The organism is Stenotrophomonas sp. 2694 (assembly GCF_040548715.1).
Lineage (GTDB): Bacteria > Pseudomonadota > Gammaproteobacteria > Xanthomonadales > Xanthomonadaceae > Stenotrophomonas > Stenotrophomonas indicatrix.
Genome location: NZ_JBEPSG010000002.1, coordinates 465,504 through 478,323, shown reverse-complemented (window position 1 = coordinate 478,323; position 12,820 = coordinate 465,504). Strand labels below are relative to the sequence as shown.

The window sequence follows — 12,820 nt, the reverse complement described above, 5'->3', positions numbered from 1 at the left end:
CCGCCCGGGGTCCCCTCGCGGGTGGTGGGCCTAACCTGCGGGGGGGGGGGGGGGGGGGGCGGCGCCCCCCACCCCCCCCCCCCCCCCCCCCCCCCCGCCACTACCGTTGGGAATCAAGCCACGTAGATGGTCTTGATGTTCATGAACTCATGGATGCCGTGGTCGGCCAGTTCACGGCCAAAACCTGATTCCTTGCTGCCGCCGAACGGCAACCGCGCATCGCTCTTGACGATGGCGTTGACGAAGGCCGCGCCGCATTCCATGCGCTGGGCGAAGGACTCGCCACGCACCGGGTCACGCGTCCACACGCTGCCGCCGAGGCCGAAGCGGGTGTCGTTGGCCACGCGCAGTGCCTCGGCTTCATCCTTGACCCGGATGACCGCAGCGACCGGCCCGAACAGTTCTTCGTCATAGGCGGGCATGCCCGGCCCCACCTGGTCGAGCACGCTGGCCGGGTAGCCCGCATGCGAACCGGCGATCGGTTCGCCGCCGATCAGCACCCGCGCGCCTTTGGCGACGCTGGCCTGCACCTGCTTGTGCAGTTCGTCGCGCAGGTCGGCACGGGCCATCGGCGCCAGCATGGTGCCGCGCTCGTTCGGGTCGCCGTACTGACGCTCGCCTGCGGCTTCGACGAAGCGCCGGGTGAATTCATCGGCCACCGCTTCAACCACGATGAAGCGCTTGGCGGCAATGCAGGTCTGGCCACTGTTGTCGAAGCGCGACTTCACCGCGGCGGCAACCGCCTTGTCCAGGTCGGCATCATCGAGCACCACGAAGGCGTCGCTGCCGCCCAGCTCCATCACCGACTTCTTCAACTGGCTGCCAGCATTGGACGCGATGGAGCGCCCTGCCCGCTCGCTGCCGGTCAGGGTGACTGCCTTCACCCGTGCATCGCGCAGTACGTCGGCAGCCTGGTCGTTGTCGATGTGCAGCACGTCGAACACACCGTCCGGCAGGCCGCCATCGCGGCACACCGCCAGGATCAGGTCGGCGCACTGCGGCACGTTGCTGGCATGCTTGAGCAGCGCTACGTTGCCGGCCATGAACGCCGGGGCCAGGAAGCGGAACACCTGCCAGATCGGGAAATTCCACGGCATCACCGCGAACACGCAGCCGATCGGTTCATAGCGCACGTAGCTGCGCTGGGCCTCGGTGTCGATCAGCTGCGGCTTCAGGTAATCGGCGGCGTGGTCGGCATAGAACTCACAGGTGGTCGCGCACTTTTCCACTTCGGCCAAGGCCTCGGCCTTCAGCTTGCCCATCTCGCTGGTCATGGCCTGCTGCAGGTCATCGCGGCGCGCACGCAGCTGGCCGGCAATCTGCTTGAGGATCGCCCCACGATCCTGCAGCGAGCGCTCGGCCCAGCGTGGGAACGCCTCGGCTGCGGCCTGCAGGCGCTGCTCGATGGCAGCGGCATCCATCAGCTCATGGCGGTAGGTCACCTGGCCGGTGGCCGGGTTGATGATCTCGACGGTCATGGGGGGTCTCCATCAGGTAGACCCCCATTGTGCGCCGGCCGCCGTGAGCCGGATGTTGCCGGCTCAGCCGTTGTCCTGGCGGGCCAGCTGCAGGTCGCGCTGGCGTCGCTTCTCCGCACGCGCATTGATGTACCAGCCGATCACTGCAGCAATGGACACTGCAGACACCAGCAGCGTGGCCAGCGCATTGATCTTCGGGCTGATGCCCATGCGTACCGAGGCGAACACCTTCATCGGCAGCGTGGTCGAGCCCGGCGTGGCAACGAAGCTGGCCACCACCACGTCATCCAGCGACAAGGTGAACGCCAGCAGCCAACCGGCCACCAGCGCCGGGGCGATGATCGGCAGGGTGATGCGGGTGAACACGGTCAGCCGGCTCGCGCCGAGATCCATCGCCGCTTCTTCCAGCGACAGGTCCATCTCCTGCAGGCGCGAGGACACCACCACGGTGACGAAGCACAGGGTGAAGGTGACGTGGGCGATCCAGATGGTGGCCAGGCCACGCGCCGGGAAGCCCGGTATCGCGCCCATCGAGGCCAGCAGCGCCATCAGCGAGAAACCGAGGATCACGTCCGGCATCACCAGCGGCGCGGTCACCAGCGCACCGAAGAACGGCTTGCCGCGGAAACGCTTGAAGCGGGTCATCACCATCGCCGCCAGCGTGCCGAGCACGGTGGCGGTACAGGCGGTCCAGAACGCGACCACCAGGCTGGTCCACATCGCATCCATCAGCGCGCGGTCGGCAAACAGGTCGCTGTAGGCACGGGTGGAGAACCCGGCCCAGACCATGGCCAACCGCGAGCTGTTGAACGAATAGAACATCAACAGCAGGATCGGCAGGTACAGGAAAGCGAAGCCGAGCAGCAGCACGCCCAGGCCCAGGCCCTTGGCAGAACGCGGGCTCATGCCTGCTTCCCTTCCAGCAACCGCTGCTGGGATCGGTTGAACAGCAGGATCGGCACCAGCAGCAACAGGATCATCGCCACTGCCATCGCCGAGGCGCCCGGCCAGTTGCGGTTGTTGAAGAACTCGTTCCACAGCTGGCGACCGACCATCAGGGTTTCCGAGCCACCCAGCATTTCCGGGATCACGAATTCGCCGATCGCCGGGATCATCACCAGCATGCAGCCAGCGATGATGCCCGCCTTCGACAGCGGCAGGGTGATGCGCAGGAACGCCTGCCACGGCTTGGCGCCGAGGTCGTAGGCTGCTTCCAGCAGTCGGTGGTCATGCTTGACCAGGTTGGCGTACAGCGGCAGCACCATGAACGGCAGATAGCAGTACACGATGCCGATGTAGGCCGCGGTCGGGGTGTCGATCAGCTGCAGTTTCGGCAGGCCCATCGAGGTCATCAGCGACTGCAGGCCGGTGTACTGCAGGAACTGGTCGAGCAGGCCGTTGCGGTCCAGGATCGCTTTCCATGCATAGACGCGGATCAGGAACGAGGTCCAGGACGGCAGCACCACCAGCATCATCGCCACGTTGCGCGCGGCCGGCGACAGGCGGGCGATGGCATAGGCCATCGGATAGCCGATCAGCAGGGTGAGGAAGGTCGAGATGGCGGCGATCTTGATCGAGCTCAGGAACGCCTGCGCATAGATCGAATCACGGAACAGCGCCAGATAGTTCTCGAGGTTGAGCTTGAGCGAGAGCCCGCCATCGACGTACTGCAGCAGCCAGGTGTACGGCGGCGAGCCGACCCGGCTGTGCGAGAAACTGATCATCAGCACGATCAGGAACGGCACCGCGAAGAACAGCAGCAGCCACAGGTACGGAATGCCGATCACCGTGGCACGCAGCCCCGGCAGCCAGCGCTTCAGGCCGGCGGCGCTCATGAGGTCAGCACCACGCCGTCGTTGTCGCGCCAGTGCACCCACACCTCGTCGCCCCAGGTCAGGCCATCGCTGGCCCAGCGCTGCGAGTTGGCGAAGTTGGCCAGCACCTTGGCGCCGCTGGGCAGGCGCACGTGGTAGACCGAATGGCTGCCGAAGTAGGCAATGTCCTCGATCACGCCCTGCGCCTTGTTGGTGTGCCCTTCCGGCTCGTCCTTGCCGATCATCACCTTCTCCGGGCGCAGCGCGAACGCGACCGGCTGCCCTTCGTAGCAGGTGATGCCGTGGGCGATGTAGACCGGCGCCGGGAACAGCGGCGAGCGCACGGTCACGTATTCGGGCAGGTCCTCGTCGATCACCCCGTCGAACAGGTTGACCGAACCGATGAACTCGGCAACGAAGCGGTTGGCCGGCTGCTCGTAGACCTCATCGGGCTTGCCGACCTGCTGGATCCAGCCGGCGTCCATCACCGCGATGCGGGTGGCCATGGTCATCGCCTCTTCCTGGTCGTGGGTGACCATCACGCAGGTCACGCCCGACGACTCGATGATGCTGACCAGCTCCAGCTGCATCTGCGAGCGCAGCTTCTTGTCCAGCGCGCCCATCGGTTCGTCCAGCAGCAGCAGCTTTGGCCCCTTGGCCAGCGACCGCGCCAGCGCCACGCGCTGCTGCTGGCCGCCGGACAGCTGGTGCGGCTTGCGCTTGCCAAGATGGCCCATCTGCACCAGGTCGAGCATCTCGCCCACGCGCTTGGCGATGGCCTCGCGGCCGAGTCCGTCCTGCTTCAGGCCGAAGGCGATGTTCTGCTCCACGGTCATGTGCGGGAACAGCGCATAGGACTGGAACATCATGTTGACCGGCCGCTGGTACGGCGGCAGCGCGTCCATCCGCTGGCCATCGACGGTGATGCTGCCCTTGGTGGGTGTCTCGAAGCCGCCCAGGCAGCGCAGCAGGGTCGATTTGCCGCTGCCGGAGCCACCGAGCAGCGCGAATATCTCGCCCTTGCGGACGTCCAGGTTGACGTCGTCGACGGCGACGAAGCCATCGAATTCCTTGCGCAGATCACGAATGGAGAGATAGCCGGGCACACCGGTCGCTTCGACGACGGCGGCTTCCGGCTGGGCTTCAACGGGCATGGGGGCTCCGGGAGCGGGCGGTGGACAGCGGCCGCCATTCTACCGGCCGGGGGCCGATGGGGATATGACGACGGCGGGCGGGAAGGCGCCGCTGGCCGTCCTGGAGTACCGGACCGGTGTCGGGTTTGGCCCGCAAATGGCGCACTCCAGGCGCAACACGCGCCCCCCTGCGTGGCCGTTGCCTGGTGTTTCCGCCTTGGCCTGCGGGTGCCGCGCCGAATCTGCAACGTTTTTCAGAACCGGGAGCCTTGATCGCCCGCCACTACCCCGTCGCAATCCCCAGGATCGAGGCCGACCATGGACGAACACGCGTGACATCCGCAGACACTTCTGTCTTCGCCCCACCCGCCCCCCAGCCCTCGCCAGCTGATCGGCTGGAGGTGGCCATCATCGGCGCCGGCCAGGCCGGGCTGTCACTCAGCGCGGTCCTGCAGGAGGCCGGCGTCGCGCATCGCGTACTGGAGGCGGAAACCGTGGGCGCCAGCTGGCAGCGGCGCTGGGATTCCTTCCAGACCAACACCGCCAACGCGACGATGGCCCTGCATGGCCACGCCTATGCGGGCGACGACCCGGAGGGCTTCATGGCCGCACCGGAAGTGATCCAGCGGCTCCGCGACTACGCCAGCGAAAGGTCACTGCCGATCCACGAAGGCTGCGCGGTCCTGCGTGTCACGCCCAAGGCGGGCGGCTACGCCATCGAATCCAGCCGCGGGCCGATCCAGGCCGCTGCGGTGGTGGTGGCCACCGGCGAATACGGCCGTCCCCGGATGCCCCGCGTTCCCTTTGCGCCCGGGCCTGCGCTGGCGGTACTGCACTCCAGCAACTACCGCAATTGCCGGCAGCTTCCCGACGGCGCGGTGCTGGTCATCGGCGGCGGCCAGTCCGGCGCGCAGATCGCCCAGGATCTCCGCGCCAGCGGCCGCACCGTGTATTGGTCGCTGGCCGAGCGCCATTCGCATACGCGCCGGCTGCGCGGCAAGGATTCGATGACCTGGTGGGACATGGCCGGACGCATCCACCAGCATGTGAGTGAATCGGCCGGGGTGCTCGCCGGGGAGCCGGACGCGCTGCGCAAGGCCCGGACCGCAGAGTTCCCGCTGATTTCCGGCAAGGGACGCGCAGGCCTGGGCAGCTCGATCAGCCTGCTGTCGATGCATCGCGAGGGCATCACGCTGCTGGGCCGCCTGCAGGGCTTCGACGCGGACATCGCCCGCTTCGCCGATGTCCGCCCACAGCTGCGCACGGCGGTCGAGGCGACTCGGGCCGAGTACGCCTATCTCGATTCACTGGCAAGCGGGTACTACGCCACGCGGCCCGAACCGCGCACCGACGACGCCCGCTACATTCCCGAAGAGGTGTACCTGCACTGGGAGCCGGACGCCTCGCCGCGCGAACTGGATCTGAACGCTGCCGGCATCCGCTCGGTTGTCCTCGCCACGGGCTTCGTCGCCGAATGGCCGTGGCTGCATGTGGACGGCGTGCTGGACGAACAGGGGTACCCGCTCGGCGAGTTCGGTGTCTCCCCGCAGCCCGGGCTGTTCTTCATCGGGATGCACAACCTGCAGCGGATGAGCTCATCATTCCTGTGCAACGGCGGTCGCGATGCGCGCGACCTGTTGCCCGCCATCCTGCGGCACCTTGGCCGGGCCGGCAGTACCGGCTCCGGCGCAGGGCAAGGCAGCTGCCGGGCAAGGCCCGGCGCTACCGGAAACGCTTAGCGACCGGTCTTCACCTCGGTCCACAGCCGGGTGTAGAGCTTGTCGGTCTCCGGCGTGTTGATCGAATAGGTGAACATCTTCGCGGCCACGTCTGCCGGCGGGTAGATGGTCGGGTCGTTGCGGATCGCCTCGTCCACCAGCGGGGTCGCGGTCGGCACCGGGTTGCCGTAGTGGATGAAGTTGGTGTTGGCCGCGGCCACCTTCGGTTCCAGCAGATAGTTGATGAACGCGTAGGCCGCTTCCGGATGCTTGGCATCCTTCGGGATGGCCAGCATGTCGAACCACTGCGGCGCGCCTTCCTTCGGGATCGAATAGGCCACGTGCACGCCATTGCTGGCCTCGGCAGCACGGTCGCGGGCCTGGATGATGTCACCCGACCAGCCCACCACCAGGCAGGTGCCGCCGTTGGCCAGCGAGCCCACGTACTGCGAGGAGTGGAAATTCTGCACGTACGGGCGGATCGGCTTCAGCAGGTCTGCCGCCTTCTGCAGGTCGGCCGGATCGCCGCTGTGCGGGTCCAGGCCCAGGTAGTGCAGCGCGATCGGAATCATGTCCGCCGGCGTGTCCAGGATGGTCACGCCGCAGTCCTTCATCTTGCTGATGTTTTCCGGCTTGAACACCAGGTCCCAGCTGTTGGCGATGTCGGTGCTGCCACCGAAGCGCTCCTTCAGCATGTCCACGTTGTAGCCGATGCCGGTGGTGCCGATCATGTAGGGCACACCGTACTGGTTGCCCGGATCCTGGGTAGCGATGCGCTTCATCACCGCCGGGTCGAGATTGGCCAGGTTCGGGATCTTCGACTTGTCCAGCGGCAGGAACACGCCGGCCTGGATCTGCCGGCCGAAGAAGTTCAGCGTCGGCACCACCACGTCGTAGCCGCTGTTGCCGGCCAGCAGCTTGGTCTCGACCATCTCGTCACTGTCGAACACATCGTAGGTGACCTTGATCCCGCTCTGCTTCTCGAAGTTGGGGATGGTGTCTTCGGCGATGTAGTCGCTGTAGTTGTAGACGTTCAGGACCTGGCTGTCCTGTCCGCCGCCGTTGCCGCCGCCACAGGCGGAAAGCATGGCGGAGGCCAGGCCGAGCGTGAGGATACGCAGCTTCATCGGGTGCTCCAGAATGCGGAAAGGGGGGCCGGCCGGGCCGGCGACGGGTGCCAGCCTACCCCCCGGCGAGGGATTTTTCTATTCGCGGCCTTCACACGTTCAGCAGCAGGAACTCGCGTTCCCACGAACTGATCACGCGGAAGAAGGTCTCGTATTCCTTGCGCTTGACCGAGGTGTAGGCGCGGCAGAAGCGCTCGCCGAGCAGGGCCTGCAGCTCGCTGCACTGCTCCAGCCCGTCCAGCGCTTCACCCAGCGAACGCGGCAGGTCGTAGCCCAGTTCCTTGGCGCTGCCGGTCACCGGCGCATCCGGCGCCAGGCGCTCACGGATGCCGAGCAGCCCGCAGGCCAGGGTCGCGGCCATCGCCAGGTAAGGGTTGGCATCGGAGCCGGCAAAGCGGCTTTCCACCCGCATGTTCTCCGGCGTATCCAGCGGCACCCGCAGGCCGCAGGTGCGGTTGTCGAAGCCCCAGTGCACGTTGCTCGGCGAGACCTCACCGAACACCAGGCGCCGGTAGGAATTCACGTTCGGCGCGAAGAACGCCATGGCCATCGGCACATATTTCTGCAGGCCCGCCAGGTAATGGGCGAACAGCGGACTGAAGTCCTCACCACCGTGCTCGCCGGTGAACACGTTCTGGCCATCGCTGATGCGCAGCAGGCTCTGGTGGATGTGCATCGCACTGCCCGGCTCGTTCTCCATCGGCTTGGCCAGGAAGGTGGCATACACCCCATGGCGCATCGCCGATTCGCGCATGGTGCGCTTGAACAGGAACACCTGGTCGGCCAGATCCATCGCATTGGCGTGGGTGAAGTTGACCTCCAGCTGCGCCGCGCCGGATTCGTGGATCAGCGTATCCACGTCCAGCTTCATCGCGTCGCAGTAGTCGTACATCAGGTCGAGGATCGGATCGAACTCGTTGACCGCGTCGATCGAGTACGACTGCCTTGCCGTTTCCGGGCGGCCGGAGCGGCCCGCCGGTGGCAGCAGCGGAAAATCCGGATCGGTGTTCTTCTGCACCAGGAAGAATTCCAGCTCGGGCGCGACCACTGGCCGCAGGCCGAGCTCGGTATACGCATCCAGCACCCGGCGCAGCACGTTGCGCGGCGCCAGCTCATGCGGCTCGCCGTTCTTGGTGTAGCAGTCATGGATGACCTGCGCGGTCGGGTCGGTCGCCCACGGCACCATGCGCACGGTGTCCGGGTCGGGGCGCAGGATCATGTCCGAGTCCGACGGCGAGGTCAGGTCGTAGTAATCGTCCGGAAATTCGCCGGTGACGGTGGTCGCGAAGATGCCTTCGGGCAGGCGCGTGCCGTAATCGTGCGAGAACTTGTCGGCCGGGATGATCTTGCCGCGCGCATTGCCGGTGATGTCCGGAACCAGGCATTCGACCTCGGTGATGCGCCGCTCCTTCAGCCAGCGCAGCAGGCTGCTTTCCTGCGGGGGCGGGGGCGTGGCCGTCTTGCGCGGGCGCGTTCGGGAACTCATGGGGATTCCAGTCGATTCTGTTGGTGCTGCCGGCAAGCTTGGCCGAACGCACGGAAAATAGCGTGATAGAACGGCGTCTGCATGACACGCCACTCCGGGTGCCACTGTACGCCGAGCACGAATCGATGGCGCGGGCTGCGTGCTGCTTCGACCAGGCCATCATCGGCCCAGGCCTCGATCTGCAGGCCTTCGGCAACCTGTGCGATGCCCTGCCCGTGCACGGAATTGACCTGCACCCGATCGGCGGCACTCCACTGCGCCAGCCACCCCCCATCGGCCAGGGTGATCGCGTGGGCCGGCCCATACTGCACCTCCACCGGCGCCTGTGGGTCTTCGCGATGGTCTGCCAGGCCAGGCACTGCATGTACCTGCGGATGCAGCGTGCCACCGAGCGCCACATTCAACTCCTGGAATCCGCGGCAGATCGCCAGCACGGGAAGATCCATCGCCAGCGCCTCGCGCAGCAGCGCGAACGCAGTGGCGTCGCGCGCCGGGTCATGCCGGTTGCCGTTCCAGGTGCGGCCCCCTTCGTAATGCTGCGGCTCGATGTTGCTGACCGCGCCGGTCAGCAGCAGGCCATCCAGGCCCTGCAGCCAATCGCGCGCCGGCAGCGGCGGCTGCACACTCGGCAGCACCAGCGGTGTTGCCTGCGCAGCGTCAACCAACGCACGCACATATTTTTCCCCGGCCACCGCGAAACGATGATGGCCGAGCACGGTGCTGTCGGTGGGCAGGCCCACCCAGGGCAGGCGGCGCATGGGGAAACTCCTTGGCGTGGCATCAAGGTACGCGCCCGGCATCGGCATCGGCAAGCCGCTGCCCTCACACCACGGGCGCCCGGCTTGGGCCAAACTATCGGCGTGAAGCCCGACCGTCCTCCCCCGCTCCGACGCCCTTTCCCGCTTCTGCGAGGCCGCCGGTGAGCGCCGCCTTCCCGCCCAGCTGGTACGCCAGCAGCCTGCCCGAACCGCCCGCATTGCCGCCGTTGCGCGGTGAACTGCATGCCGATGTGGCGATACTGGGCGCCGGCTATACCGGCCTCACCGCAGCACTGGAACTGGCCCTGCGCGGCCAGCGGGTGGTGGTGCTGGAAGCGCAGCGGATCGGCTGGGGAGCCTCGGGCCGCAATGGTGGCCAGGCGCTGGTTGGCTACGGCTGCGAAGTGGACGAGCTGGAACGCCAGCTCGGCCACGAGGATGCGCGCCGCCTGTTCGACTGGTCGCGCGAGGCGGTACAGGCGATGCGCGCGCGCATCGACCAGCATGGCATCGAGTGCCATTGGGTGGAGGGCCACGCCAGCGTTGCCATCCGCGCACGCCACGAGCGCGACCTGCGCGCCAACTGCGAACACCTGCAGCGACATTACGATTACCCGATGCAGTGGTGGGAGCGCGATACCCTGCGTGGGCAACTGGACAGTCCGCGCTACCGCGCGGCGATGTTCGACCCGCTCAGCGCCCACCTGCATCCGCTGGCCTACGCCCGCGGGCTGGCCGATGCCGCGCGCGCAGCCGGGGTGGTCATCCACGAACAATCGCCGGTGACGCGCATTCAACGCGGCGCACATGCGGTGCTGCATACCGACCACGGCAGCGTGCGCGCGCCGCAGCTGGTGGTGGCCGGCAACGCCCTGCTGCAGGGGCTGGTGCCCGAGCTTGAGCGGCGCATCATGCCGGTCGGTACGTATATCGGCGCCAGCGCACCGCTGGGGGCCGAGCGCGCCCGTGCCCTGATCGGCAACAACATGGCGGTCTCCGATACGGCCTGGGCGCTGGACTATTTCCGGCTCAGCCATGACCACCGCCTGCTGTTTGGTGGCCGCGCCAGCTATTCTGCGCTGCCGCCGCCGGGCCTGCACCGGGTGATGCAGCGGCGCATGCACGAGGTGTTCCCGCAACTGGCCGACATCCCGCTGCAGCAGGTCTGGGGCGGTTATGTGGACATCACCCGCAACCGTGCCCCGCACTGGGGCCGGCTGGATGGGAATGTGTACTTCGCGCAGGGCTTCTCCGGCCACGGCGTGGCAGCGGCCGGGCTGGCCGGTGAAGTGATCGCCGAAGCCATCGTTGGCCAGAGCGAGCGGCTGGACGTGTTCAAACGGCTGCAGCATGCGCCCTTCCCCGGCGGACGCCTGCTGCGCATGCCGCTGCTGGTGGCGGCCATGTCCTGGTACAAGCTGCGGGATGCGTTGTGGTGAGCTGATCAGGAAGCGAGCTGAATCTACCGCCCGCCGAAAACTGTGAAACTCGTCGCCGCCGGTATTCCTGTGATGACTTTCTCACTTGCGGGCCGAGCGCTGAGGCGATTGCATAATCGAACGCGTGTCGATACCGTCGCTAAGAACCGGGTCCCGCGGCGAATGGATGCTGACAGGGAACGTACTGTGAAGGGGTAGTGCGATTGAACTGGTGGAATGAAGGCCTGCAGCTGAAGTTGCGTATCCGCCCGGCGGGGCTGGTCCTTGCGCTGCTGTACGCCATTGCATGCTGGGCGTCGCGCCAGTTGTCGCTCGACCAGTTCTATCTGCCGGCCGGCGTCCGCGTCGCTGCAGTGCTGTTGTTCCCCCCGCGTTGGTGGCCATACCTGCTGCTGGGCGAATACGCCTACTTTGCGCAGATGCGCGTGCCAATGATCGAGAAGTATGGGCTGGCCTGGATCGTACTTGGTTCGGCACTGCTGATGCCTGCCGTGATGCTGATCGTGCATCTCCACCGGAAGATGATGGTGACCACGAAGAATGCGTGGCTGATTTCAGTCGCGGCGGCTTCGGCGCTGGTGGTCACCGCGCTCAATCTGATGCTGGCACACCTTCTCTGGCCGACACCACCCGAGATGCCGGTGATTGCCAGCATCGCACGCTTGGTGGTTGGCGACTTCATCGGCATTCTGACCCTTGCGCCGCTCGCGTTGCTGTGGACACGACGGACCAGCAACGCCCGGTGGACGTCAGGCTTTGCCCCGCCTGCACTCGCCGCCCTGACGATGATGGCGATGATTGGTCTGTATGCCGCACAGCTGCCCTTGGACGAAGTCAATGCCAAGACGTCGATGCAGCTGCTGATGGCGCTGCCGGTCGTCGTGCTTACCTGCCTGTACGGCTGGCGAGGTGCGGCGATCGGAGTGCCCTCGCTCAACCTGATCATCGGCCTCACCACGCCCAGTCCCTACACGGGAGCATTCGATCCAGCCGCCTTCGCGACCCAGCAGATAATGGCGGTCACCGGCGCTGCACTGTTGGTGCTGGGGTCGCGCATTACCCACTACTACCACCGTTCGCGATTGGGCGAAGTGGGTGAAAGGGATGCGCTCAAGCATGCGCGAAATTCACTGGTGGCAAGCGAGCTAGATCTCCGCGAGCGCGCGCGGCACCTGAGGAAACTGGGGGACGGTATCGACACCTCGCTCAGCGAGGTGGTGAACTGGCTCAATGCTCAGGGCCATCCCACTATAGCGAACAGCCTTCTGCACATGGCTTCGGTCCATTCGCGACAGTTCAGGGAACAGACCAGCATGGTCTATCCGGCCGCGTTGGAACATCTCGGGCTCTATGTCGCCCTCCAGGCCGGCGGCGTACGTGAAAGCTGGGACCTGAGCCATCGGGTGATGCGCCCTCGCCTGCTCGGCGATCCCTGCCAGCTCAGCGTCGGCCTGCAGCTAGCCGCCTATCGCGCACTCACCGATGCTGTTTCGCTGTTGATCAACAGTGAATCAGGCCAGATCCGCATCCGCGTACGTTGCGGCCAGACAGGCGGACGCCGCGGCATCCTGATGACGGTCGCACTACTGGATTCATACCGCAACCTGTCACCGTCCACCGTTACCGCCACGGTCGAGCGCTTGGCTGGCCGGACGATTGCGTATGGCGGGACAGTGCAGTGCCATCGGAACCGGATACGGATGGCGATGGTGGAAACGGATGATTCCGCCGCCCTCGGCATGGCATCGTTCAACGCGATGGATCACGTAACGGCCTTCGGGCAGGGAAACTCGCAGACCCAGACCTGACGCCCGGGGTCTGCTCGGCCGCGTCCATCGTGGCAATCGCAGCGGCGCGGAGACCCCGA

The 12,820-nt window shown here is 66.4% G+C and carries 10 protein-coding genes; 3 read left to right on the top strand and 7 right to left on the bottom strand.

What is annotated here, in order from left to right:
- Positions 1-113: 113 nt before the first annotated feature.
- The 4 genes from ABIA73_RS04875 to ABIA73_RS04860 form a co-directional block, all read right to left on the bottom strand.
- Positions 114-1,478 carry an NAD-dependent succinate-semialdehyde dehydrogenase gene (locus ABIA73_RS04875; RefSeq protein WP_354275496.1) on the bottom strand — a complete coding sequence of 455 codons (1,365 nt, stop codon included), beginning with the start codon at positions 1,476-1,478 and terminating at the stop codon, positions 114-116.
- Positions 1,479-1,541: 63 nt separating this feature from the next.
- Positions 1,542-2,384: an ABC transporter permease subunit gene (locus ABIA73_RS04870; RefSeq protein WP_025875316.1), complete on the bottom strand. Its 843-nt coding sequence runs from the start codon at positions 2,382-2,384 to the stop codon at positions 1,542-1,544.
- Positions 2,381-3,313 carry an ABC transporter permease subunit gene (locus ABIA73_RS04865; protein ID WP_025875318.1) on the bottom strand — a complete coding sequence of 311 codons (933 nt, stop codon included), beginning with the start codon at positions 3,311-3,313 and terminating at the stop codon, positions 2,381-2,383. The genes ABIA73_RS04870 and ABIA73_RS04865 overlap by 4 nt, the downstream gene beginning before the upstream one ends.
- Positions 3,310-4,446, bottom strand: coding sequence for an ABC transporter ATP-binding protein (locus ABIA73_RS04860; protein ID WP_059063668.1), 1,137 nt, complete (start codon positions 4,444-4,446; stop codon positions 3,310-3,312). The genes ABIA73_RS04865 and ABIA73_RS04860 overlap by 4 nt, the downstream gene beginning before the upstream one ends.
- A gap of 248 nt (positions 4,447-4,694) precedes the next feature.
- Here ABIA73_RS04860 and ABIA73_RS04855 point away from each other — a divergent pair, with 248 nt between their 5' ends.
- Positions 4,695-6,164, top strand: a complete 1,470-nt coding sequence (locus tag ABIA73_RS04855; protein WP_502960544.1) for a flavin-containing monooxygenase — start codon at positions 4,695-4,697, stop codon at positions 6,162-6,164.
- Here the strand turns inward: ABIA73_RS04855 and ABIA73_RS04850 are convergent.
- The 3 genes from ABIA73_RS04850 to ABIA73_RS04840 form a co-directional block, all read right to left on the bottom strand.
- On the bottom strand, positions 6,161-7,270 hold the full coding sequence (locus tag ABIA73_RS04850) for a polyamine ABC transporter substrate-binding protein (RefSeq protein ID WP_354275495.1): 1,110 nt from the start codon (positions 7,268-7,270) through the stop codon (positions 6,161-6,163). The two genes, ABIA73_RS04855 and ABIA73_RS04850, sit on opposite strands and share 4 nt — an antisense overlap.
- A 91-nt stretch (positions 7,271-7,361) precedes the next feature.
- Positions 7,362-8,756 carry a glutamine synthetase family protein gene (locus tag ABIA73_RS04845; protein WP_025875326.1) on the bottom strand — a complete coding sequence of 465 codons (1,395 nt, stop codon included), beginning with the start codon at positions 8,754-8,756 and terminating at the stop codon, positions 7,362-7,364.
- Positions 8,753-9,514 (bottom strand): gamma-glutamyl-gamma-aminobutyrate hydrolase family protein, encoded by a 762-nt coding sequence (locus ABIA73_RS04840; protein ID WP_080149307.1) that lies wholly within the window; start codon positions 9,512-9,514, stop codon positions 8,753-8,755. Before ABIA73_RS04840 ends, ABIA73_RS04845 begins: the two co-directional genes overlap by 4 nt.
- A 161-nt stretch (positions 9,515-9,675) precedes the next feature.
- On the opposite strand from ABIA73_RS04840, the gene ABIA73_RS04835 reads away from it, so the two are divergent.
- Complete coding sequence (locus ABIA73_RS04835; RefSeq protein ID WP_502960543.1) at positions 9,676-10,953, top strand: NAD(P)/FAD-dependent oxidoreductase; 1,278 nt, start codon at positions 9,676-9,678, stop codon at positions 10,951-10,953.
- A 197-nt stretch (positions 10,954-11,150) separates the two neighbouring features.
- Positions 11,151-12,761: an MASE1 domain-containing protein gene (locus ABIA73_RS04830; protein ID WP_229655673.1), complete on the top strand. Its 1,611-nt coding sequence runs from the start codon at positions 11,151-11,153 to the stop codon at positions 12,759-12,761.
- Positions 12,762-12,820 lie beyond the last annotated feature (59 nt).